Genomic DNA, 21,197 nt, shown 5'->3' with positions numbered 1-21,197 from the left:
CGAGCAGAATAGAATCAGCGGTAAGCCGGGGCAACCCGGTGAGGCGCAATGTTGCGGGGGCTTGATCCCCGGTAGCCTTGTCGCTGGAAAGAGAAAACCCCCGCACATTGTTCGGTATTCACCGGCAACATTACGGGGGCTAACTTGACTCCAGACAAGTTGAGGATAGCCGCGAACCGTTGCCATTGCAACAAAGGCGGCAATATGACGCTCACAGAGTTGAGCATTACTATCTGGCACGATCTGGCGGCACCAACGCTGGTCGGGATTGCGACAGGTCTGTTTTTAGGCTGGTGGCATCGCCGGAAGTAATGTGAAGTGGGCGCGACTCGCCGCCGCATGGCAGCATGCGCCCGAAACGGGCCAGAGGACGACCTCTGGCCTTTTTTGCAGGTTTAGAAGTTGTAACCCACGACCAGGTAGCCGCCCCAGCCGGTAGATTTCGCGCTGAAATCGCCGTCGCCCCAGTTCAGTTTTGCGCCATTCTGCCACTGTCCGCCGTTATGGAAGTAACGCGCAACGACCGAGTAGTGCCAGTGATCGTAGTTCAGCGCCAGGATATGGCTGGAAGCGATGGAGTTGCTGGTACGGTTCGGATCGTCGCCTAAATCAGATCCCCAGTCAAAGTTGGTAAAGCCGATATAGCTCAGTTTACCGCCCCACAGATCGGTGATGGGGACGAAGTATTTCACTTTGAAACGGTAGCCGTCCCATTCGTTTTCATTGGACGCGCCGTAGTTTTGCCACTGATATTTCGCATACACGTTCAGCGACAGGCCCATCGGCAGGCCGGTGTCGATATCGGTCCCCAGACCCATATACCACGTGCTCTGGCGGCTGGCTTTGTTATCGCCCATATCGTAGATGTAGTTGTTGGCGAAATACCACTCTTTAAACGGGCCGAAGCTCAGGTCTGCGCCGGTCAGCTTATCAATTGAGAAACGCGGTTCGATTTCCATGAACAGCGGAGAACCGTCGGACCAGATACCTTTATCGTTGCCGTTACCCCAATCAAAGGTTTTGGGAATATCGATATAGCCGTAGAAATCAAACCAGTCTTTTTTGGCAAATGCTTCATATTCCAGATAGACGTCGTTGTTCAATTTCGGCGAGAAACGGGTATGGTAGCTGCCTACCACGTTTACGCTCTGGTGCCACCAGTCGGACAAATACTGGGGCTGATCATTTTCTGCTGCGTTAGCAGTAAAAGATGAGGTGAGCGCCAGCGCTGCGCTGACTGCGAGTAAAGTTTTTTTCATATGTATGCCACTGTTTGAAATCCCTTGCGGGAGTGAAAAGAACGCAATTTGCGTTTCTAAATATTTCGTGTTTCTGCGGAGCCTATTATAAAAATCATTGCTCACAAAAATATGTCTTGTTTCACATATCTATCATTTACGTAATCGATTGCGTTCACGTTTGCGCATTTTAGACGCGGCGACAGTACTATCTTTCATGAATATTACCAATCCATGTCATAAATGACGGGAATGTCAGTAGGGCAACAAAAGTCGCGCGGGGGATGTTGCGGAACGCACAAAACGCTCCGCCAGAACGTTTATTGATTAACAGGCTGAATATCATGGATGCGAATGAAGCCTAACTGCGCCGGAGTGATCCCCTTCAACGGTAACGAAATATTGACATCACTGGGCGCCAGCAAGCTGGCTGGGGCATTTACCAGAAGGCTCTGTGCATTCACCTCCTGATAGTTCTCCGTAGTGCCCTGAAGTTGCCCGTACTCTACGGTAGCGCTGAATGTCGGCAGCGGATCGCGGGACTCGCCCTGAATGTGTAACGTTGCGTGAGCGCCGTCTGCGACAGGCGTAATTTCCAGCAATGTCATACGTAGCGTACCGATCTGGCTCTCCAGCCGGGCAGGCGTATTGGCGCCAGGCAACAAATAGACGCCGCGGGTTGACTCCGCATTCAGCTTATTTTGTTGGGTAATTTTTACCGTTTCCTGATTCAGTTGGGTCATCTCTTTATTCAGGGTGCTAATGCTTTGATGCATCTGGCGAACTTCGCTCTGCGGCGCGCAGGCGGTCAGGCTCAAGAGACTTCCCACCAGGAGAATTCTTAGGTAACGTCTTGTCATGTCGATCATTTCCTTCATGGTTCGATAGCGTAATGGTAGTGCGCTATACGCACAAAGGCACCGATCCTTTATCTCAAAAGCGCTCCGCCTTTGTTGTCGCGCCAGTTCAGGGTAAAATAGCATTTCCTAAATCATCTGGTCAGGACGCCGTATGCATTGCCCATTTTGTTTCGCCGTAGATACCAAAGTCATTGACTCTCGTCTTGTAGGCGAGGGCTCGTCCGTGCGCCGCCGTCGGCAGTGCCTGGTGTGTAATGAACGCTTTACGACCTTTGAAGTGGCTGAACTGGTCATGCCGCGCGTGATAAAAAGCAACGATGTGCGCGAACCCTTTAATGAGGATAAGCTGCGTAGCGGCATGTTGAGAGCGCTGGAAAAAAGACCCGTCAGCGCAGATGATGTTGAAATGGCATTGAACCATATTAAGTCACAATTACGTGCCACTGGGGAGCGTGAAGTTCCCAGCAAGATGATTGGCAACCTGGTCATGGAGCAGCTGAAAAAACTCGATAAAGTCGCGTATATTCGCTTTGCCTCCGTCTATCGCAGTTTCGAAGATATCAAAGACTTTGGCGAAGAAATCGCTCGCCTACAGGACTAAGCCATGCAGGATGAGTTTTACATGGCGCGAGCGCTCAAACTGGCGCAGCGTGGACGTTTCACCACTCACCCGAACCCTAATGTCGGCTGTGTCATTGTTAACAATGGCGACATCGTCGGCGAAGGTTATCACCATCGCGCCGGAGAGCCGCACGCCGAGGTCCATGCGCTGCGGATGGCGGGCGCAAAAGCCAAAGGCGCAACCGCCTATGTCACGCTTGAACCCTGTAGCCATCATGGGCGAACGCCGCCATGTTGCGATGCGCTGATTGCGGCCGGCGTCGCGCGCGTGGTCGCCGCGATGCAGGACCCGAACCCACAGGTCGCCGGGCGCGGACTGTATCGTCTGCAACAGGCGGGTATTGCGGTCAGCCACGGGTTAATGATGAGTGAAGCGGAGGCGCTCAATAAAGGCTTCCTCAAGCGGATGCGTACCGGATTCCCTTATCTTCAGCTTAAACTGGGCGCCTCCGTGGATGGACGGACGGCGATGGCCAGCGGCGAAAGCCAGTGGATCACCTCGCCGCAGGCCCGGCGCGACGTTCAGCGCTTGCGTGCGCAAAGTCACGTTATCTTAACCAGTAGCGCGACGGTATTGGCTGACGATCCGGCCTTGACGGTGCGTTGGGCGGAGTTAGACGCCTCTACGCAGGCGTCTTACCCGCAGGAAAATCTGCGCCAGCCGGTGCGAATTGTTATCGACAGCCAAAACCGGGTAACGCCTGCGCATCGTATTGTGCAGCAGCCTGGCGAAACGTGGATCGCGCGTACCCAGGAAGATAGCCGCGCGTGGCCCGATTCGGTTCGTACTATCAGCGTGCCGGCGCACAACGGACATTTGGATCTGGTTGTGCTGATGATGCAGTTAGGCAGGCAGCAGATTAATAGCATATGGGTTGAAGCCGGACCGGGACTGGCGGGCGCGTTGCTGCAAGCCGGGCTGGTGGATGAACTGATTGTCTATGTCGCGCCTAAATTGTTGGGAACCCAGGCGCGGGGATTATGCGAATTGCCGGGGCTTGAGAAGCTCGCCGACGCGCCGCAATTTACCTTCAGCGAAATACGTCATGTCGGCCCGGATGTTTGCCTGCATATGGTGAGCGCATGAGTTCTCCCGTCGAAAGGGGAGCAGCGCTCAAATTATTATGATAAAATCCGCCCCCCTGCGGGGCCAAATGAACCCTGGAAGAGAGAATATGAACATTATTAAAGCTAACGTTGCAGCCCCTGACGCTCGTGTCGCCATCACTATTGCGCGTTTCAATCAGTTTATCAACGACAGCCTGCTGGATGGCGCGGTTGATGCCCTGACGCGTATTGGTCAGGTAAAAGATGATAATATTACCGTAGTGTGGGTGCCTGGCGCCTATGAACTGCCGCTGGCGACCGAAGCGCTGGCGAAAAGCGGTAAATACGACGCCGTGGTTGCGCTGGGAACCGTGATTCGCGGGGGGACTGCGCACTTTGAATATGTGGCAGGCGGCGCCAGCAATGGCCTGGCAAGCGTTGCCCAGGACAGCGGCGTGCCGGTAGCCTTTGGTGTTCTGACCACCGAGAGTATTGAACAAGCCATCGAACGTGCTGGTACAAAAGCCGGTAATAAAGGCGCAGAAGCTGCGCTGACCGCGCTTGAAATGATTAATGTATTGAAAGCCATTAAGGCCTGATTTTTTGTAAGGGGAATTCCGTGAAACCTGCTGCTCGTCGCCGCGCCCGTGAGTGTGCCGTCCAGGCGCTTTACTCCTGGCAGTTGTCCCAGAACGACATCGCTGATGTTGAATACCAGTTCCTGGCGGAACAGGACGTAAAAGACGTCGACGTTCTCTATTTCCGTGAACTGCTATCCGGGGTGGCGACTAACAGCGCGTACCTGGATGGTTTAATGAAACCGTATCTGTCCCGCCTGCTTGAAGAGCTGGGACAGGTTGAAAAAGCCGTGCTGCGTATTGCGTTGTTTGAGCTGTCAAAACGCAGCGATGTGCCTTATAAAGTGGCCATCAACGAAGCGATTGAACTGGCGAAAACCTTTGGCGCTGAAGACAGCCACAAATTCGTCAACGGCGTACTGGATAAAGCAGCTCCGGTGATTCGTCCCAACAAAAAGTGATTCACAGGCCGGAAAGATAGCGGGCGATCGATACCCGCCGTCTCCGGCCTTTTCTTTTTTTCTGCTGAGGCATAACGTATGGCATGTGGCGAGTTTTCCCTGATTGCCCGTTATTTTGACCGTGTAAAAAGCTCTCGTCTTGATGTTGAAACCGGTATTGGCGACGATTGCGCGCTCCTGAATATTCCTGAAAAACAGACCCTGGCGATCAGTACCGATACGCTGGTGGCGGGCATCCATTTCTTACCCGATATCGATCCTGCCGATCTGGCGTATAAAGCGCTGGCGGTGAATTTAAGCGATCTGGCGGCGATGGGCGCCGATCCGGCATGGTTAACGCTGGCGCTCACGCTTCCTGACGTCGATGAGGCGTGGCTTGCCGCGTTCAGCGACAGCCTGTTTGAACAACTGGATTACTACGACATGCAGCTCATTGGCGGCGATACCACGCGCGGCCCGCTGTCGATGACGCTCGGTATTCATGGCCTTGTGCCAGCCGGTCGGGCGCTGAAACGTTCTGGCGCAAAACCGGGCGACTGGATTTATGTTACTGGCACGTTGGGCGATAGCGCTGCCGGGCTGGCGATTCTACGGGGTGATTTTCGCGTGGGAAGCTGGGGAGATGCCGACTATCTGGTCAAACGCCATCTGCGCCCGACGCCGCGTATTTTACAAGGGCAGGCGCTACGCGATCTCGCCAGTTCAGCGATCGATCTTTCCGACGGTTTGATCTCCGATCTTGGTCACATTCTGCAAGCCAGCAACTGCGGCGCGCGAATCGATTTGGAGGCGCTGCCTGACTCCGAAGAACTGTGGGGACATGCCAATGATCCCGAACAAAAGCTTCGCTGGATGTTATCCGGCGGCGAAGATTATGAACTGTGCTTTACCGTCCCGGAGCTGAACCGTGGCGCGCTGGATGTCGCGCTTGGTCATCTGGGCGTGCCGTTTACCTGTATCGGGCAAATGACGGCGGATATCGAAGGGATCGCCTTTGTGCGTGACGGAGAACCTGTCACTTTTGACTGGAAAGGATATGACCATTTTGCCACGCCATAAAGATGTTGCGAAAAGTCGCCTGAATTTGCGCAATCCGTGGCACCTGCTCGCTACCGGCTTTGGCAGCGGGCTGAGCCCTGTGGTGCCGGGCACGATGGGCTCGCTGGCGGCGATCCCCTTCTGGTATTTGATGACGTTTCTGCCGTGGCAGCTTTATTCGCTGGTCGTGATGTTTGGGATCTGCATTGGCGTTTATCTTTGCCATCAGACGGCGAAAGATATGGGCGTACACGACCACGGCAGTATTGTCTGGGATGAATTTATCGGTATGTGGATAACGCTAATGGCGTTGCCGACGACGGACTGGCAGTGGGTGGCTGCCGGGTTCGTTATTTTCCGCATTCTGGATATGTGGAAACCCTGGCCGATCCGTTGGTTTGATCGCAACGTGCACGGCGGCATGGGGATTATGATCGATGATATCGTCGCCGGGGTGATATCCGCCGGCATACTGTATTTTATCGGTCATCACTGGCCGCTCGGTATTATTTAAAGGGTTTGCCGGATGGCGGCGTAAACGCCTTATCCGGCCTATCCCCGAACAATATGTCGATTTCACAGGCCCGATAAGCGCCGCGCCATCGGGCAATGGCGGATTATTTAAATCCCACCACCGGATGCTGTTTGTACGGCGTTTCGAGTTCAGCAATCTGCTCCGGTTTGAGCGTTAAATCAACGGCATTCAGCAACTCATCTAACTGCTCTTCACGCGAAGTGCCGATAATCGGCGCGGCGACGCCTCGTTTACTGAGTAGCCAGGCCAGCGCAACCTGCGCTCGCGTTGCGCCAAGCGCCTCGCTGACGCCAGCCAGCCGTTCCGCTATTTGCGCATCATTTTTATCGCTTTCATCGTATAAATTTTTACCCACGTCATCCGAGACCAGCCGGGCCGTGGTTTCTCCCCAGGGGCGAGTTAAGCGCCCGCGCGCCAGCGGGCTCCACGGAATCACGGCGACGCCTTCCTGCCAGCACAGCGGTAGCATCTCACGCTCTTCCTCGCGGTAGATCAGGTTATAGTGATCCTGCATGGTGACAAACGGCGCCCAGCCGTGTTGTTTTTGTAGCGCCAGCGCCTGGGCAAATTGTGAGGCGTGCATTGAGGAAGCGCCGATATAGCGGGCTTTACCCGCCTTTACCACGTCGTTTAGCGCTTCCAGAGTCTCTTCTATCGGCGTGGTGTAATCCCAGCGGTGGATTTGCAGGATATCGACATACTCCATTCCCAGACGGGTGAGGCTATCATCAATAGAGCGCAGGATTTGCGCGCGGGACAATCCTTCCGGCAGATCGCCGACGCGATGGAAGACTTTCGTCGCTACCACCACCTCGTCGCGCCGGGCGAAATCACGCAGCGCGCGGCCGACAATCTCTTCGCTGCTGCCGTCGGAGTAGCTGTTGGCGGTATCAAAAAAGTTAATGCCGCCCTCAAGGGCGCGCTTGATGATGGGACGGCTGCTCTCTTCGGGAAGCGTCCAGGCGTGATTGCCGCGACTCGGCTCGCCGAACGTCATACAGCCCAGACAAAGGCGGGACACCCGAAGATCTGTATTTCCTAACGTGTTGTATTGCATGACTCCGCTCCTGTTATACCCGTCACTCTTCAAGCATAGCAGGAGCAAAGAGGGGATTATGCCAGCCAGGCCTTGATTTTGGCTTCAATGCCTGCGGCGTCGAGACCCAGTTCCGCGCGGGCTTCTTCCTGCGTTCCTTGCGGGATAAAGAAATCCGGAAGGCCGATATTCAGCACAGGTACAGGTTTACGATGGGCCATTAGCACTTCGTTTACGCCGCTGCCAGCGCCGCCCATAATGGCGTTTTCTTCCAGCGTCACCAGCGCGTCATGCTGCGCGGCCATCTCCAGAATTAACGTGTCGTCCAGCGGCTTAACAAAGCGCATGTCGACCAGCGTGGCGTTCAGCGCTTCGGCGACTTTCGCCGCCTCAGGCATTAAGGTGCCAAAGTTCAGAATCGCCAGTTTTTCGCCATGACGCTTCACAACGCCTTTACCAATAGGCAGTTTTTCCAGCGGGGTTAGCGCCACGCCCTGCGCATTACCGCGTGGATAACGTACTGCCGTCGGGCCGTCGTTATAGTGATACCCGGTAAATAACATCTGGCGACATTCGTTTTCGTCGCTTGGCGTCATGATCACCATATCCGGGATGCAGCGCAGATAGGAGAGATCGAACGCGCCCTGGTGTGTTTGTCCATCCGCGCCAACGATACCGGCGCGATCGATGGCGAACATGACCGGCAGTTTCTGGATAGCGACGTCATGGATAACCTGATCGTAGGCGCGTTGCAGGAAAGTAGAGTAGATCGCCACGACGGGCTTATAGCCGCCAATCGCCAGGCCTGCGGCGAAGGTGACGGCATGCTGCTCGGCGATGGCGACGTCAAAATAGCGATCCGGGAATTTACGTGAAAATTCCACCATGCCGGAACCTTCGCGCATTGCCGGGGTGATCGCCATCAGCTTGCTGTCTTTGGCGGCGGTTTCACACAGCCAGTCACCGAAGATTTTTGAATAACCGGGCAGACCGCCGCTGCTTTTCGGCAAACATCCGCTGGAAGGATCAAATTTAGGCACCGCATGGAAAGTGATCGGATCTTTTTCCGCGGGCTCATAGCCGCGGCCTTTCTTGGTCATGATATGCAGGAACTGCGGGCCTTTCAGGTCGCGCATGTTCTTCAATGTGCTGATAAGCCCCATGACATCGTGACCATCGACCGGCCCGATGTAGTTAAAGCCCAGCTCTTCGAACAGTGTTCCCGGCACAACCATGCCTTTAATATGTTCTTCGGTACGCTTGAGCAGCTCTTTAATTGGCGGTACGCCGGAGAAGACCTTTTTTCCGCCTTCGCGCAGAGAAGAGTAAAGCTTACCGGAAAGTAGCTGCGCCAGATGGTTGTTGAGCGCGCCGACGTTTTCCGAAATTGACATTTCATTGTCGTTCAGAATGACCAGCATGTCGGGCCGGATATCGCCTGCGTGATTCATTGCTTCAAACGCCATACCGGCGGTGATGGCGCCGTCGCCAATCACACAGACGGTGCGGCGATCTTTGCCTTCTTTCTCCGCCGCCACGGCAATACCGATACCGGCGCTGATGGAGGTGGAGGAATGCCCAACGCTCAGCACATCGTATTCACTTTCTCCGCGCCACGGGAACGGATGCAGACCGCCTTTCTGGCGAATGGTGCCGATTTTGTCGCGACGACCGGTAAGGATTTTATGTGGATAAGCCTGGTGTCCAACATCCCAGATTAGCTGGTCAAACGGGGTGTTGTAGACATAATGCAGCGCCACGGTAAGTTCTACCGTGCCCAGCCCGGAAGCGAAGTGCCCGCTGGAACGGCTTACGCTGTCGAGTAAGTAGCGGCGTAGCTCGTCGCAGAGTTTCGGCAGACTCTCTTTCGGTAACAGTCGTAACTCCTGGGTGGAGTCGACCAATGCCAGGGTAGGGTATTTGGCTATATCAAAACTCATCGCAAGCTCATTGGATATGGGGTTTATTTATCACGCTGGATTATGTAGTTCGCTAGCGCTTCCAGTGCCGAGGTGTCCAGTGATTGCGCGGCCAGCTGATGTAACGACTGACGGGCGTCCTCTATCAGGTCCCGGGCTTTATTCCGGGCTTGCTCAAGACCCAGAAGTGCAGGGTAGGTACTTTTGCCAAGCTGCTGGTCTGCGCCCTGACGTTTACCTAACGTTGCAGTATCGCCCACCACATCCAGAATGTCATCCTGAACCTGGAAGGCAAGGCCGATACTCTCTGCATAGCGGTCAAGTATCGGCAGAGTATTCCGTCCTTTATCGCCCGCGCTCAACGCGCCAAGTCTAACGGCGGCGCGAATGAGCGCGCCGGTCTTATGGCGATGAATGCGTTCCAGCGCGTCCAGAGTGATCCGCTGGCCTTCTGCCGCCAGATCCAATGCCTGACCGCCGCACATACCGGCGATGCCGCTGGCGTTCGCCAGTTCGGCGATCATCGCGATACGATCGCGATCGGTGACTTCCGGCATCGGCGCGTCGCTGATAATGGCAAACGCCAGCGTCTGCAACGCGTCTCCCGCCAGGATTGCGTTGGCTTCGCCAAATTTAATATGGCAAGTCGGCAGGCCGCGACGCAAATCGTCATCGTCCATCGCTGGCAGGTCGTCATGGATCAGCGAATAGGCATGAATGCATTCGACCGCCGCAGCTGGCGCATCCAGCGTTGCCGTACTGACGCCAAACATTTGACCGGTGGCGTAAACCAGAAATGGCCGCAGGCGTTTACCGCCTAATAATGCGCCATACTGCATGGCTTCGACCACGGGAGTGTTCTGAAAGGGCAGTGGCGCGATAAAACGGCTCAGCGCCTGATTCGCTTGCGTTACGCAAGCCTGTAGCTGCTGCGTAAAGTCCATTTACTCATTATCCGCGATAAAAGGCTCAGGTGAAGCCTCTTCATTATCAGACAGCAAAATTTGCACGCGCTGTTCCGCCTGCTGCAGTTTTGCCTGCCCCTGACGCGCCAGTTGTACGCCGCGCTCGAATTCATTCAGCGCGTCTTCCAGCGGCAAATCGCCGCTTTCCAGGCGGGTAACAATATGTTCCAGCTCGCTCAGCGCAGTTTCAAAGCTGGCGGGCGCCTCATTTTTCTTCGGCATGATGACTGTTTGACTCTCTGTAATGGCAGCACAAGTCTATGGTAACGGACTCACACTGATAAGCAAATAACGCGCAATGGTAAGGGGAAATGCGCAAGATGTCCGTGATAGTGATATACTTCCGCGCCTGGATGCAGCCGTAGGTATGGGCTGCTGTACTATTTCTCCACGACAAGCCTTAGATAGCTTGCTAAAGAACCATTGCCGCCATGAAGTTTATCATTAAATTGTTCCCGGAAATCACTATCAAAAGCCAATCTGTGCGTTTGCGCTTTATAAAAATTTTAACCGGGAACATCCGTAACGTTTTAAAGCACTACGATGAGACCCTCGCGGTTGTCCGTCACTGGGATAACATTGAAGTTCGCGCCAAAGATGAAAACCAGCGTCTGGCGATTCGCGACGCGCTGACCCGCATTCCGGGGATCCACCATATTCTTGAAGTCGAAGATGTGCCGTTCACCGATATGCACGACATTTTCGAGAAAGCGTTGGCGCAGTATCGCGAGCAGCTTGAAGGCAAAACCTTCTGCGTGCGCGTAAAACGTCGCGGTAAGCATGAGTTTAGTTCCATTGAGGTGGAGCGCTATGTTGGCGGCGGATTAAATCAGCATATTGAATCGGCGCGCGTGAAGCTCACTAACCCGGATGTGACGGTGCATCTGGAAGTGGAAGATGATCGCCTGCTGCTGATCAAAGGGCGTTATGAAGGTATTGGCGGTTTCCCGATTGGCACCCAGGAAGATGTGCTATCGCTGATCTCCGGCGGTTTTGACTCCGGCGTCTCCAGCTATATGCTGATGCGTCGCGGCTGTCGCGTACACTACTGCTTCTTTAACCTTGGCGGCGCGGCGCATGAAATCGGCGTTCGCCAGGTGGCGCATTACCTGTGGAACCGCTTTGGCAGCTCCCATCGCGTGCGTTTTGTGGCGATTAACTTCGAACCGGTGGTCGGCGAGATTCTGGAGAAAGTTGACGACGGCCAGATGGGCGTGGTGCTCAAACGTATGATGGTACGCGCGGCGTCGAAAGTGGCGGAACGTTACGGCGTACAGGCGCTGGTGACCGGCGAAGCGCTGGGCCAGGTATCCAGCCAGACGCTAACCAATTTGCGCTTGATCGATAACGTGTCTGACACGCTGATCTTGCGCCCGCTGATCTCTTACGATAAAGAGCACATTATCAACCTGGCGCGCCAGATTGGTACGGAAGATTTTGCCCGTACGATGCCGGAATACTGTGGCGTGATTTCAAAAAGTCCGACGGTGAAAGCCATTAAAGCGAAAATTGAAGCCGAAGAAGAAAATTTCGACTTCAGTATTCTCGATAAGGTGGTAGAAGAAGCGAACAACGTCGATATTCGTGAAATCGCCCAGCAGACCCAGCAGGAGGTGGTGGAAGTAGAAACCGTGAGCGGTTTCGGCCCGAACGACGTGATTCTGGATATCCGTTCTGTGGATGAGCAGGATGACAAGCCGCTGAAAGTGGAAGGTGTGGACGTCGTTTCGCTGCCGTTCTACAAGCTGAGCACTAAATTTGGCGACCTCGATCAGAGCAAAACCTGGCTGCTGTGGTGCGAACGCGGGGTAATGAGCCGCCTGCAGGCGCTCTATCTGCGCGAGCAGGGCTTTGAAAACGTGAAAGTGTATCGTCCGTAATTCCTTTGCCGGGTGGCGGCTATGTCCTACCCGGCCTACCGTTTTATTTCTGCCCCAACCGTTTTGCAATGCGCTCCAGCTTCATCATCAGCAGCAGCGTAATGGCCACCAGCACAATAGTCAGCGCCGCGCCGTCGGCAATATTTCCACGGTCGGTCAGGCTAAAGATAGCTACCGGCAGCGTCGTCCAGCCCGGTGGATAAATCATCATCGTCGCGCCCAACTCCCCCATGGAGAGCGATAAACTCAGCGCCAGCGCTGACACCATCCACGGCATCAATAACGGCAACGTCACGTGACGCAGACGATACCAGGGCGATGCCCCCAGACTCGACGCGACGTTTTCAATATCGGCGGAAATTCGCGCCAGTCCGGTCGACACGTTACTGAAGGTAAAGGCGGAAATCAGCACAAAGTGCGCTGTCAGCACAATCCATAGGGTGCCGTTCATTTGCAATGGCCCCTGGCTGAAAGCAACCAGAATGCCCAGGCCCACGGACACAGACGGAATCGCACTCGGCAGATAGAACACCATACTTAACCATTTCTGCGTTTTCACCCCATATTGACGCAGCGCCAGAGCCGCCCAAACGCCGCAAAGCAGCGCAAACAGGCTGGCGCAAAAGCCAATCGTGAGGCTGGCAAGTAGGGCATCCCATGCCGCACCGTGCAGAGCGTTAACAAAGTGGTTCAGCGTGAAGCCACTCGGCAGAATACCGTTCCACTGCTGGCTAAGGCTGGACATCAGAATCACCGCCAGCGGCAGGAAAAAGAACACGATAAACAGTACGCTAGCCACAACGCCCGCCGCTGCGCGTCCTTTAGGTGACCAAATTAGCATGGCTGGCTCCTTACGCCGGTACGCGATGCCGCCAGGCGATAGAGGGAGAACAGCCCCAGCGACAAGACAATGTTAATCAACGCAATCATGCAGGCGACCGTATAGTCGGACTCCAGAATCGCTTTGCTGTAAACCATCATCGGCAGGGTGTTAACCCCTTTCGCGCCAATAAACAGTACGATGCCGAACTCGTTAGTGGTCAACAGCAGGCACAGGCTGCCACCAGCCATCAGCGCCGGTAGCGCCGCCGGGAAAATCACCTGCCCAATCACCCGTAACGGGTGCGCCCCCAGAATACTGGCTGCCTCTAGCTGGCTTTTATCAATTTGCCGCAGCGCGGCCATCAGTGGCCGCATCACCAGCGGAGTGAACACCGTGATCTCCGCCAGAATGACGCCCTGCATCGAGTAGAGAAAATCCACCGGCGGTAGCTCAAAGGCAAACAGGCTCATCAGCGTACCGTTGAGCAGACCCGCTGACCCATAAATAAAGGTGAACGCCAGCGTAATCAGGAAGGTCGGCAGCGCAATAAAAGTATCGACGACCCGACCAATCAACTCGCTGCCGGGGAAAGGAATAAACACCAGAATCAGCGACATCACGCTGCCCAGCAGCAGGCAACCGGCGGTGGCGAAAAAGGCGATTTGCAACGTGTTCAGTAACGCGCCGACAAAGCGTTTCGAGTCGACCACCTGGCGGAAGGTCTCGAGCCCGATCTCGCCATTGGCACCGCGTAGCGCCTGTTCAGCGATGAGCGACAGAGGCCAGAAAAACAGCGTCGCCAGCACCAGCAACGGGAGCAGCAGCCACAGCAGCGGGCGTAGGTTAAGCGCCGGTTTTTCCAGAGGTAAAATGAGTGACATGGTTATACCTCAATCAGGACCGCATCATCCGGTTCGAACCACAGCGCCAGCTTGTCGCCCACGCGCGGCAGCGGATTGACATGCGTCAACACCATCCGCACCGTTTCGCCAGCAACGTCACACAGCAGATGGGTTAAATCGCCCTGCCAGTGCACCGATTGCAGTGTGGCGTTGAAGCGGTTGCTGTAGGCCGAACGCGGCATCAGGCTGAGGTGCTGAGGACGAATGCACAGCAGTTTGTTGTAACCGTGGTGGCTGCCCCGGCTGAACGCGCGAATCACCGCACCGCCGCAGCTGACGTCCACCAGCCCCGGAGCCTCCGTTATCCCCAGCGCGATGGCGGAGAGAATATTGGCGCGGCCTAAGAATTCGGCGGCAAAACGATTGGGCGGATGCTGATACAGCGCGCGGGTTTCGCCGTGAGCAATCAGCGAACCATCCTTCATAATGCCGATTTTATCGGCCAGGGTGAGCGCTTCCGTTTGATCGTGGGTGACGTAGAGAATAGTGAGTTCCGGCAGCTCACGGTGAAGACGGGCGATTTCTTCCACCATATTATGACGAATCTGTGCGTCCAGCGCTGACAGTGGTTCATCCAGCAACAGCACGCGCGGGCGCACGGCAATCGCGCGGGCGATGGCCACGCGTTGCTGCTGGCCGCCGGAAAGTTGATGCGGATAACGGGCGGCGTAATCACTCATGCCAACCGTTTTCAGCGCCTGCGTTACACGCTCATTAATTAGCGCCTTTGGCTGCTTCTGCGCACGCAGGCCAAAAGCGACGTTGTCTTCCACTTTCAGATGCGGGAACAAGGCGTAGTTCTGCACCACCATCGCCAACCCGCGTTTATAGGGTGGCAGATGGGTGACGTCCGTATCGCCAATCAGAATACGACCGCCTGCAGGTTGCACAAAGCCCGCAACCGCACGCAGCACCGTCGTTTTTCCAGATCCTGATGGGCCAATCAGCGCCAGCACTTCGCCAGGTTCAATCGTCAAAGAGAGCGGTTTAAGCACCACGTTGCCGTGATACGCAACGCGCAGCGAGTCGAGGACTATCCCCGATGTCCCCTGCGATGCAGGGGCGTGAACGGCGGTCGTTTTCATCAGCATCAGGCTTACTCGCTTTCGGTCACTTTGTGCCAACGGCTAATATCTGCCGACAGCGAAACGGCTACGTCATCCCAATTTGGCTGCCAGCTCTGCACGCCTTCCAACGCGGCAGTGGCGGCCTTGTAATGTTCGTCGCTCGGCGTCACGTCGCTGCGTACCGGCATTCCCCAGGAGAGTTCGCTGACGCGAGTCTGCGCTTCTTTACTCAGCAGGAAGTTAATCAGCTTTTTACCATTTTCACTCTGCGGCGCCCCCTGGACCAGGCCAATGACATAAGGGATGGCCAGCGCGCTGCGCTCGCCTTTGTCGTTGGCCGGCCAGAAGATTTTCACGTTCGGGTTACGTTCCATCTGCGCGAGGTTCATTTGCAGGTCGCCGTTAGCGACGTAGATTTCACCTTTATTAACCAGCGCGGTTAGCTTGCCGGTAGAGGCAGATGGCCCGACGTTATTGGCCTGCAGCTTGCCGAGATACGCAAAACCGGCATCTTTACTGCCGAAGCTGTGGAAAGCCTGCAGCATCACCGCCGTGCCGTCAGCGGCCTGACCTGGCGTGGAATACTGGAGTTTATTTTTGAAGTTACCGTCAAGCAGATCCTGCCAGCTCGCCGGGGCAGTTTTCAGCAGCTTGCTGTTGTAGATAAAGCTCAGATAGTTCTTTACCAGCGGCGAATAAAGGTTGTTGGCATCGGGGATAGCCGATGCGGCGTCGGTGTTAAAGTTCGCCAGCAGCTTTTCGGCGGCGGCGCGCTGAATGAATGGCGGCGCGGTTACCAGCACGTCGGCCTGCGGATTCGTACGCTCTTTTGCCAGACGTTCCACTACCACGCCACCACCGCCTTCAACATAGCGTACGGTAATGCCGGTCGCTTTGGTGAACGCGTCAAACTGCACCTGGTACCAGCTGTTATCGCCATCGTGCAGCCCGTCGATGGAGTACACCGTGACCACCGATTCCGCCCATGACGGGGCGCTGGCGAGAGCGAAGACAGACAGCAGAGCAAGTCGGGAAAGTTTCATCGTAATAGCCTCATAGCGTACGTTGCATTTTCTGGCCTATACCAGGTTTGCTTTTTACGCTAAACGGCTTATATGACAAAACGATGAAAGAGAAATAAATCAGTCCACGCCGGAGGATGCTGCGCTTATCCGGATAGCCGTGAGACGATACGATTGACAGGCCGGATAAGGCCCGCAGCCAACATCCGGCGCACCCGCTAGTGGGTATCTACCTCAATGCGCAGGCTGTCGTGACGCCAGTATTCGATATCCAGATCCAGCACTCGCCCGTGTTGATCGTAGTTCAGACGGCGCAGCAACAGCGCCGGGCGCCCTTCCATAACGCCCAGCGCCTGTGCGGCCTGCGCAGGCATGGCGGTGGGGTAGAACGACAGATGCATGCTGGTATAGACGAGGTTGTAGTGCGACTCGTATACCTCGGTCAGGCTGCCGTTGAGATCGTACTGCAGCAGCTCAGGCACGCGGGCGGGCAAACAATGGTTTTCGCAGTAGCACACGGCGCGGCCATCGGCGTAACGCAGACGGGTCAGCAGATAGATTTGATCAAACGGCTGGAGCTGGAGGGGCTCCATGACCTCGACAGGCACGGTGGTTAACACGCCGCTCAGTAGCGCGGTTTTTGGCTCCCGCCCCTGCTCGCGGCAAAGCTTATGGAAGTTGGTGTTCTGGGTCGGATCCAGCCACAGGCGTTCCGGCGTAACGAACCAACCGCGACGATCGGCGCGCCAGATAAGCCCACTGGACTCCAGCTGTGCCAGACTTTCGCGAATAGTAATGCGCGTGGTGTTGAAGATCGCGCACAGTTCGCGTTCAGACGGCAGTTTATCACCGCTTTTCAACGCACCGCTCTGAATACGTGCCTGAAGCTGTGCCTTGATCAACAGGTACTGCGGGATATCGCCCGGGATAGATTTCATGCTTACTCGCTTCCGTTTTGCCTGCCGCCATTATACAAGCAGAGATGAATTTTTTGTTGCAGCGCGATTTTCTCTTTGACCCGTCGCGGCAAAGATCGTCATGATAAATGCAATCTGGTATAGACCAAAGGTAAATAACATGACTTCGCGTAACTATCTGTTGCTGACTCCTGGCCCGCTCACCACCTCTCGTACCGTGAAAGAAGCGATGTTGTTCGATAGCTGTACCTGGGATGATGATTACAATATCGGCGTGGTGGAACAGATCCGCCAGCAGCTGACCGAACTGGCAACGGCCTCCGAAGGCTACACCTCCGTACTACTGCAAGGCAGCGGTAGCTATGCTGTGGAAGCCGTACTGGGCAGCGCATTGGGGCCGCAGGATAAGGTGCTGATCGTCAGCAACGGTGCATACGGCGCACGAATGGTCGAGATGGCCGGCCTTATGGGTATCGCCCATCACGCTTACGACTGCGGCGAAGTTGCGCGCCCGGACGTGCAGGCGATCGACGCGATCCTCAACGCCGACCCGACGATCAGCCATATCGCCATGGTGCATAGCGAAACGACCACCGGGATGCTCAACCCCATTGATGAGGTGGGCGCTCTGGCGCATCGCTATGGCAAAACCTACATCGTTGACGCCATGAGCAGCTTCGGCGGCATCCCCATGGATATTGCAGCATTACACATCGACTATCTGATCAGCTCCGCCAATAAATGCATTCAGGGCGTGCCGGGTTTTGCCTTTGTGATTGCCCGCGAGCAAAAACTGGCCGCGTGCAAAGGGCATTCCCGCTCGCTGTCGTTAGATCTCTACGCCCAGTGGCGTTGCATGGAGGATAACCACGGCAAATGGCGTTTTACTTCGCCCACACATACCGTCCTGGCGTTTGCACAGGCGCTGAAAGAGCTGGCGAAAGAAGGTGGCGTGGCGGCACGTCATCAACGCTATCAGCAAAATCAGCGCAGCCTGGTGGCCGGAATGCGGGCGCTGGGCTTTAACACGCTGCTGGATGACGAACTTCACTCGCCCATTATCACCGCCTTTTATTCACCGGAAGACCCGCAGTATCGCTTTAGCGAATTTTATCGCCGCCTCAAAGAGCAGGGCTTTGTTATCTATCCAGGCAAAGTGTCGCAAAGCGACTGCTTCCGCATCGGCAACATTGGCGAAGTATATGCCGCCGATATCACGGCCCTGCTGACCGCCATTCGTACCGCCATGTACTGGATGAAATAAGGAACCATGATGAACCGTATTCACGCTGTTATTCTCGACTGGGCGGGCACCACCGTCGATTTTGGCTCCTTCGCGCCGACGCAAATTTTCGTCGAGGCGTTCCGTCAGGCATTTGATGTGGAGATCACCCTCGCCGAAGCACGCGTGCCAATGGGGCTGGGTAAATGGCAACACATTGAAGCGCTGGGAAAATTACCTGCTGTTGACGCGCGCTGGCAGGCAAAGTTTGGCCGCTCCATGAGCGCAGCAGATATTGATGCCATCTACGCCGCTTTCATGCCGTTACAGATTGCTAAAGTTGTCGATTTTTCTTCTCCTATTGCCGGAGTTATCGACACGATCGCGGCGCTACGAGCCGAGGGCATCAAGATAGGCTCCTGCTCCGGTTACCCACGAGCGGTGATGGAGCGCCTGGTTCCCGCCGCCGCCGAGCATGGCTATCGTCCGGATCATTGGGTAGCAACGGACGACCTGGCCGCGGGTGGTCGCCCGGGGCCGTGGATGGCGCTGCAAAACGTGATTGCGCTGGGCATTGATGCGGTCGCGCACTGCGTGAAGGTAGATGATGCCGCGCCGGGCATTAGCGAGGGGCTTAACGCGGGGATGTGGACGGTGGGGCTGGCGGTATCGGGTAACGAATTCGGCGCAACATGGGACGCCTATCAGACAATGTCGAAAGAGGACGTTGCGGTCCGCCGCGAGCACGCGGCCAGCAAGCTGTACGCCGCCGGGGCGCATTACGTGGTGGATTCACTGGCGGATTTACCTGGGGTGATTGCGCATATTAATGCGCGTCTGGCGCAGGGCGAACGCCCGTAAAATAACTGCCGGATGGCGCTGCCGCTTATCCGGCCTACAGACTGTACCGTTTTGTAGGCCGGATAAGGTGTTTACGCCGCCATCCGGCAATCATTCTTATTCGTAGTAGTTATAAATCCCCGCCGCCATCACCAGTTGCGAAGCCACTTCATGCGCTTTTTCACGACCAGCCAACAGGTCGATGATTTTCAAGCCAAAATCGATAGCGGTACCAGGTCCCTGGCTGGTTAATAATTTTACCCGCGCATCCCACACCACACGCTTATCCTGCCACTGTTCGGCGGGGATCTTATCTTTCAGCGCCGGAAAACCGGTCATATTGCCGATAGGGAAGATATCGTGCGGCACGAGCACTGTAGCGGCTGCGGCGCAAATGGCTGCGACAATGCGCCCGGAGCGGTGAAACTGTTTTACGGTTTCGACCAGCAGCGGGCTGTCGCGAAAGCACTCGGCGCCTTTAATTCCGCCGGGCAACACGATGATGTCATAATCGCCGTCGGCAACTTCAACCAGCGGCGCATCCGCCAGTAGCTTTACACCGCGCGAGCAGACAATCGTCAGGTTGCCATCGCTGGCGACGCTTGCAGTAGTGACGTGGATTCCGCCGCGAACCAGCAGATCGATAGTGGTGACCGCTTCGGTCTCTTCACTACCAGGGGCGAGGCATACCAGTGCCTGAGCGCTCATACTCACTCTCCTTTCGCTTTACCATTTCAAACAGGCGGCTATTTTCCGGAACGGCGAGACCGTGCACGCGGGCGCGCTTGAGTAAATAACCGGTAATGTAGTCAATTTCGGTATGGCGCATGGCACGCACGTCCTGCAACATGGATGAGATGTTTTCTGCCGTACTGTCAATCACTTGCTCAACATAATAGCGTAAATCGTCTGCCGATGTGTGGTAGCCTTCACGTTCAATCACGGCGGCGACCTCTTCGCAAATCGCGTTGATTTCATCAGTATGATGGCGCAGCTCGCCGTTCGGGCAGTTCCAAAGCGCGGTGAGCGGGTTGATAACACAGTTGACCGCCAGTTTGCGCCACATCTCTGCGCGGATATTGTTATGCCAGGCGACATCGGGCAGTACCCCCTGCAGGATATCGGCGAGATAACTGTAATCGCCGTCTTGCTCGCGCGCCGGGCCAATATGCGTAGTACCGTTAGCGACATGAATAATGATATTACCGTCGCGGCGCGCAGCATGGGTGATAGTCCCCATCAACATCGGCTGTTGGATATTTTGCAGTTCTTCTATGGTTCCCATTCCATTATGAATGAGCAGGATAGGCGACGTCACCGGTAGGGTTGACGCCAGGGTTCGTACTGCGTCGGAAACCTGCCACGCTTTCAGCGTGACTAATAACAGTTCGCTCTTCGCCAAAAAATCCGGATCGTTTGCCGTCAGTGATTCGTTGAAAAAGGAACCATCGGTATCGATCAGATTTACGCTGCAATAAGGTTGTGGCACCCGTAGCCAGCCCTGTACGTCATGTCCATGTTTGCACAGTGCCGAAAGCCAAAGTTGTCCTAAGGCTCCGCATCCCAGTACAGTAATTTTCATTGTTCCTCCTCACCTGCAACAGCGCCAGGTGTTATGGCGCTAATTATAGCGTCATCAGCTAAGCTTCTCGTTAAGCCTCGTTGCAGGTATTATGCAACGCAACGAAAATGAAGGGAGAAGAAAAGATGCCATCTTTCGATATTGTTTCTGAAGTTGATCTGCAGGAAGCGCGTAACGGTGTGGATAACGCGGTTCGCGAGGTTGAGTCTCGTTTTGACTTCCGTGGCGTAGAGGCGACTATTGAACTGAACGATGCCAATAAAACCATCAAGGTGCTGAGCGAGTCCGATTTCCAGGTCAATCAGTTGCTCGATATTCTGCGCGCCAAGCTGCTTAAACGCGGTATTGAAGGCGCTTCGCTGGATGTACCGGACGAGTTCGTGCATAGCGGTAAAACCTGGTATGTGGAAGCGAAGCTGAAGCAGGGCATTGAAAGCGCCGTGCAGAAGAAAATCGTCAAGCTGATTAAAGACAGCAAACTGAAGGTGCAGGCGCAAATTCAGGGGGAAGAGATTCGCGTGACGGGCAAATCACGTGACGATCTGCAATCGGTAATGGCGCTGGTTCGCGGCGGTGATTTGGGCCAGCCGTTCCAGTTCAAAAACTTCCGCGATTAAGTTGTTATGCCGGATAGAGCCTCGCCG

The 21,197-nt window shown here is 55.4% G+C and carries 24 protein-coding genes and 2 pseudogenes; 12 read left to right on the top strand and 14 right to left on the bottom strand.

Annotated elements, in window-relative coordinates; all coding sequences use genetic code 11:
• The first annotated feature begins 204 nt into the window (after window positions 1–204).
• Window positions 205–312: a type I toxin-antitoxin system toxin Ldr family protein gene (locus ACLJRS_RS13035; RefSeq protein ID WP_000176312.1), complete on the top strand. Its 108-nt coding sequence runs from the start codon at window positions 205–207 to the stop codon at window positions 310–312.
• An 83-nt stretch (window positions 313–395) separates the two neighbouring features.
• On the opposite strand, the gene ACLJRS_RS13030 is transcribed toward ACLJRS_RS13035, so the two are convergent.
• Both ACLJRS_RS13030 and ACLJRS_RS13025 read right to left on the bottom strand, forming a co-directional pair.
• Window positions 396–1,259 (bottom strand): nucleoside-specific channel-forming protein Tsx, encoded by an 864-nt coding sequence (locus ACLJRS_RS13030; protein WP_000752021.1) that lies wholly within the window; start codon window positions 1,257–1,259, stop codon window positions 396–398.
• A 299-nt stretch (window positions 1,260–1,558) separates the two neighbouring features.
• The gene (locus ACLJRS_RS13025) at window positions 1,559–2,098 is read right to left on the bottom strand and encodes a DUF3251 domain-containing protein (protein ID WP_410957826.1); all 540 of its coding nucleotides are present in this window, start codon (window positions 2,096–2,098) and stop codon (window positions 1,559–1,561) included.
• A 151-nt stretch (window positions 2,099–2,249) separates the two neighbouring features.
• Between ACLJRS_RS13025 and nrdR the strand changes: the two genes are divergently transcribed.
• From nrdR to pgpA, 6 genes are all read left to right on the top strand, one after another.
• Window positions 2,250–2,699: a transcriptional regulator NrdR gene (nrdR, locus tag ACLJRS_RS13020; protein ID WP_000543533.1), complete on the top strand. Its 450-nt coding sequence runs from the start codon at window positions 2,250–2,252 to the stop codon at window positions 2,697–2,699.
• Window positions 2,700–2,702: 3 nt separating this feature from the next.
• Window positions 2,703–3,806 (top strand): bifunctional diaminohydroxyphosphoribosylaminopyrimidine deaminase/5-amino-6-(5-phosphoribosylamino)uracil reductase RibD, encoded by a 1,104-nt coding sequence (ribD, locus tag ACLJRS_RS13015; RefSeq protein WP_410957825.1) that lies wholly within the window; start codon window positions 2,703–2,705, stop codon window positions 3,804–3,806.
• An 88-nt stretch (window positions 3,807–3,894) separates the two neighbouring features.
• On the top strand, window positions 3,895–4,365 hold the full coding sequence (ribE, locus tag ACLJRS_RS13010) for a 6,7-dimethyl-8-ribityllumazine synthase (protein ID WP_001021372.1): 471 nt from the start codon (window positions 3,895–3,897) through the stop codon (window positions 4,363–4,365).
• 20 nt (window positions 4,366–4,385) lie between these two features.
• On the top strand, window positions 4,386–4,805 hold the full coding sequence (gene nusB, locus ACLJRS_RS13005) for a transcription antitermination factor NusB (protein ID WP_000801129.1): 420 nt from the start codon (window positions 4,386–4,388) through the stop codon (window positions 4,803–4,805).
• Between the two features lie 78 nt (window positions 4,806–4,883).
• Window positions 4,884–5,864, top strand: coding sequence for a thiamine-phosphate kinase (thiL, locus tag ACLJRS_RS13000; RefSeq protein ID WP_000742082.1), 981 nt, complete (start codon window positions 4,884–4,886; stop codon window positions 5,862–5,864).
• Window positions 5,842–6,357: a phosphatidylglycerophosphatase A gene (pgpA, locus tag ACLJRS_RS12995; protein WP_000154063.1), complete on the top strand. Its 516-nt coding sequence runs from the start codon at window positions 5,842–5,844 to the stop codon at window positions 6,355–6,357. Before thiL ends, pgpA begins: the two co-directional genes overlap by 23 nt.
• Before the next feature lie 4 nt (window positions 6,358–6,361).
• Here the strand turns inward: pgpA and ACLJRS_RS12990 are convergent.
• The 5 genes and pseudogenes from ACLJRS_RS12990 to xseB form a co-directional block, all read right to left on the bottom strand.
• Window positions 6,362–6,453: pseudogene (locus ACLJRS_RS12990) on the bottom strand (hypothetical protein); the annotation flags it as partial.
• Between the two features lie 7 nt (window positions 6,454–6,460).
• The gene (locus ACLJRS_RS12985; protein WP_001199874.1) at window positions 6,461–7,435 is read right to left on the bottom strand and encodes an aldo/keto reductase; all 975 of its coding nucleotides are present in this window, start codon (window positions 7,433–7,435) and stop codon (window positions 6,461–6,463) included.
• 56 nt (window positions 7,436–7,491) lie between these two features.
• On the bottom strand, window positions 7,492–9,354 hold the full coding sequence (gene dxs, locus ACLJRS_RS12980) for a 1-deoxy-D-xylulose-5-phosphate synthase (protein WP_000006785.1): 1,863 nt from the start codon (window positions 9,352–9,354) through the stop codon (window positions 7,492–7,494).
• Window positions 9,355–9,377: 23 nt separating this feature from the next.
• Window positions 9,378–10,277 (bottom strand): (2E,6E)-farnesyl diphosphate synthase, encoded by a 900-nt coding sequence (gene ispA / locus ACLJRS_RS12975; RefSeq protein ID WP_000348076.1) that lies wholly within the window; start codon window positions 10,275–10,277, stop codon window positions 9,378–9,380.
• Window positions 10,278–10,520, bottom strand: coding sequence for an exodeoxyribonuclease VII small subunit (gene xseB, locus ACLJRS_RS12970; RefSeq protein WP_001124944.1), 243 nt, complete (start codon window positions 10,518–10,520; stop codon window positions 10,278–10,280).
• Window positions 10,521–10,729: 209 nt separating this feature from the next.
• On the opposite strand from xseB, the gene thiI reads away from it, so the two are divergent.
• Window positions 10,730–12,178 (top strand): tRNA uracil 4-sulfurtransferase ThiI, encoded by a 1,449-nt coding sequence (gene thiI / locus ACLJRS_RS12965; protein WP_000668652.1) that lies wholly within the window; start codon window positions 10,730–10,732, stop codon window positions 12,176–12,178.
• A 43-nt stretch (window positions 12,179–12,221) separates the two neighbouring features.
• Here thiI and phnV read toward each other — a convergent pair whose 3' ends face one another.
• The 5 genes from phnV to phnR form a co-directional block, all read right to left on the bottom strand.
• Window positions 12,222–13,019, bottom strand: a complete 798-nt coding sequence (gene phnV, locus ACLJRS_RS12960; RefSeq protein WP_000909793.1) for a 2-aminoethylphosphonate ABC transport system, membrane component PhnV — start codon at window positions 13,017–13,019, stop codon at window positions 12,222–12,224.
• Complete coding sequence (phnU, locus tag ACLJRS_RS12955; RefSeq protein ID WP_000052709.1) at window positions 13,013–13,882, bottom strand: 2-aminoethylphosphonate ABC transporter permease subunit; 870 nt, start codon at window positions 13,880–13,882, stop codon at window positions 13,013–13,015. The genes phnV and phnU overlap by 7 nt, the downstream gene beginning before the upstream one ends.
• Window positions 13,883–13,884: 2 nt before the next feature.
• Window positions 13,885–14,994, bottom strand: a complete 1,110-nt coding sequence (gene phnT / locus ACLJRS_RS12950) for a 2-aminoethylphosphonate ABC transport system ATP-binding subunit PhnT (RefSeq protein WP_000928786.1) — start codon at window positions 14,992–14,994, stop codon at window positions 13,885–13,887.
• A 5-nt stretch (window positions 14,995–14,999) separates the two neighbouring features.
• Window positions 15,000–16,013: a 2-aminoethylphosphonate ABC transporter substrate-binding protein gene (gene phnS, locus ACLJRS_RS12945; protein WP_000778010.1), complete on the bottom strand. Its 1,014-nt coding sequence runs from the start codon at window positions 16,011–16,013 to the stop codon at window positions 15,000–15,002.
• Between the two features lie 197 nt (window positions 16,014–16,210).
• Window positions 16,211–16,930: a phosphonate utilization transcriptional regulator PhnR gene (gene phnR, locus ACLJRS_RS12940; RefSeq protein WP_000836268.1), complete on the bottom strand. Its 720-nt coding sequence runs from the start codon at window positions 16,928–16,930 to the stop codon at window positions 16,211–16,213.
• Window positions 16,931–17,069: 139 nt separating this feature from the next.
• Here phnR and phnW point away from each other — a divergent pair, with 139 nt between their 5' ends.
• The 3 genes and pseudogenes from phnW to ACLJRS_RS12925 all read left to right on the top strand — a co-directional run.
• Window positions 17,070–18,173 carry a 2-aminoethylphosphonate--pyruvate transaminase gene (phnW, locus tag ACLJRS_RS12935; protein ID WP_000203968.1) on the top strand — a complete coding sequence of 368 codons (1,104 nt, stop codon included), beginning with the start codon at window positions 17,070–17,072 and terminating at the stop codon, window positions 18,171–18,173.
• A gap of 9 nt (window positions 18,174–18,182) precedes the next feature.
• Entirely contained in the window at window positions 18,183–18,992 is an 810-nt protein-coding gene (gene phnX / locus ACLJRS_RS12930; RefSeq protein WP_001530701.1) for a phosphonoacetaldehyde hydrolase, read from the top strand.
• A 5-nt stretch (window positions 18,993–18,997) separates the two neighbouring features.
• Window positions 18,998–19,080, top strand: a pseudogene (locus tag ACLJRS_RS12925) (hypothetical protein); the annotation flags it as partial.
• A gap of 8 nt (window positions 19,081–19,088) precedes the next feature.
• On the opposite strand, the gene yajL reads toward ACLJRS_RS12925, so the two are convergent.
• A complete protein-coding gene (gene yajL / locus ACLJRS_RS12920) occupies window positions 19,089–19,679 on the bottom strand; it encodes a protein deglycase YajL (protein ID WP_001275807.1) in 591 nt (196 codons plus the stop codon).
• Window positions 19,642–20,553: a 2-dehydropantoate 2-reductase gene (gene panE, locus ACLJRS_RS12915; RefSeq protein WP_000705816.1), complete on the bottom strand. Its 912-nt coding sequence runs from the start codon at window positions 20,551–20,553 to the stop codon at window positions 19,642–19,644. The genes yajL and panE overlap by 38 nt, the downstream gene beginning before the upstream one ends.
• Before the next feature lie 125 nt (window positions 20,554–20,678).
• Between panE and ACLJRS_RS12910 the strand changes: the two genes are divergently transcribed.
• Window positions 20,679–21,170 carry a YajQ family cyclic di-GMP-binding protein gene (locus ACLJRS_RS12910; RefSeq protein ID WP_001138913.1) on the top strand — a complete coding sequence of 164 codons (492 nt, stop codon included), beginning with the start codon at window positions 20,679–20,681 and terminating at the stop codon, window positions 21,168–21,170.
• The last annotated feature ends 27 nt before the right edge of the window (window positions 21,171–21,197 follow it).

The sequence above is a fragment of the Salmonella sp. SAL00670 genome, assembly GCF_046552235.1.
GTDB classification, from domain to species: domain Bacteria; phylum Pseudomonadota; class Gammaproteobacteria; order Enterobacterales; family Enterobacteriaceae; genus Salmonella; species Salmonella enterica.
The sequence above is the reverse complement of the archived record's forward strand: the minus strand, read 5'-3'. Positions and strand labels throughout refer to the sequence as shown.

Coding starts and splice junctions, on each gene's coding strand:
- phnU (WP_000052709.1), bottom strand. CDS start 13,882: ATGTCACTCATTTTACCTCTGGAAAAACCGGCGCTTAACCTACGCCCG.
- ACLJRS_RS13025 (WP_410957826.1), bottom strand. CDS start 2,098: ATGACAAGACGTTACCTAAGAATTCTCCTGGTGGGAAGTCTCTTGAGC.
- ACLJRS_RS13035 (WP_000176312.1), top strand. CDS start 205: ATGACGCTCACAGAGTTGAGCATTACTATCTGGCACGATCTGGCGGCA.
- yajL (WP_001275807.1), bottom strand. CDS start 19,679: ATGAGCGCTCAGGCACTGGTATGCCTCGCCCCTGGTAGTGAAGAGACC.
- phnS (WP_000778010.1), bottom strand. CDS start 16,013: ATGAAACTTTCCCGACTTGCTCTGCTGTCTGTCTTCGCTCTCGCCAGC.
- panE (WP_000705816.1), bottom strand. CDS start 20,553: ATGAAAATTACTGTACTGGGATGCGGAGCCTTAGGACAACTTTGGCTT.
- thiI (WP_000668652.1), top strand. CDS start 10,730: ATGAAGTTTATCATTAAATTGTTCCCGGAAATCACTATCAAAAGCCAA.
- ACLJRS_RS12910 (WP_001138913.1), top strand. CDS start 20,679: ATGCCATCTTTCGATATTGTTTCTGAAGTTGATCTGCAGGAAGCGCGT.
- nrdR (WP_000543533.1), top strand. CDS start 2,250: ATGCATTGCCCATTTTGTTTCGCCGTAGATACCAAAGTCATTGACTCT.
- xseB (WP_001124944.1), bottom strand. CDS start 10,520: ATGCCGAAGAAAAATGAGGCGCCCGCCAGCTTTGAAACTGCGCTGAGC.
- dxs (WP_000006785.1), bottom strand. CDS start 9,354: ATGAGTTTTGATATAGCCAAATACCCTACCCTGGCATTGGTCGACTCC.
- ribE (WP_001021372.1), top strand. CDS start 3,895: ATGAACATTATTAAAGCTAACGTTGCAGCCCCTGACGCTCGTGTCGCC.
- phnR (WP_000836268.1), bottom strand. CDS start 16,930: ATGAAATCTATCCCGGGCGATATCCCGCAGTACCTGTTGATCAAGGCA.
- ACLJRS_RS12985 (WP_001199874.1), bottom strand. CDS start 7,435: ATGCAATACAACACGTTAGGAAATACAGATCTTCGGGTGTCCCGCCTT.
- pgpA (WP_000154063.1), top strand. CDS start 5,842: ATGACCATTTTGCCACGCCATAAAGATGTTGCGAAAAGTCGCCTGAAT.
- ispA (WP_000348076.1), bottom strand. CDS start 10,277: ATGGACTTTACGCAGCAGCTACAGGCTTGCGTAACGCAAGCGAATCAG.
- ribD (WP_410957825.1), top strand. CDS start 2,703: ATGCAGGATGAGTTTTACATGGCGCGAGCGCTCAAACTGGCGCAGCGT.
- thiL (WP_000742082.1), top strand. CDS start 4,884: ATGGCATGTGGCGAGTTTTCCCTGATTGCCCGTTATTTTGACCGTGTA.
- phnW (WP_000203968.1), top strand. CDS start 17,070: ATGACTTCGCGTAACTATCTGTTGCTGACTCCTGGCCCGCTCACCACC.
- phnT (WP_000928786.1), bottom strand. CDS start 14,994: ATGCTGATGAAAACGACCGCCGTTCACGCCCCTGCATCGCAGGGGACA.
- phnX (WP_001530701.1), top strand. CDS start 18,183: ATGAACCGTATTCACGCTGTTATTCTCGACTGGGCGGGCACCACCGTC.
- phnV (WP_000909793.1), bottom strand. CDS start 13,019: ATGCTAATTTGGTCACCTAAAGGACGCGCAGCGGCGGGCGTTGTGGCT.
- ACLJRS_RS13030 (WP_000752021.1), bottom strand. CDS start 1,259: ATGAAAAAAACTTTACTCGCAGTCAGCGCAGCGCTGGCGCTCACCTCA.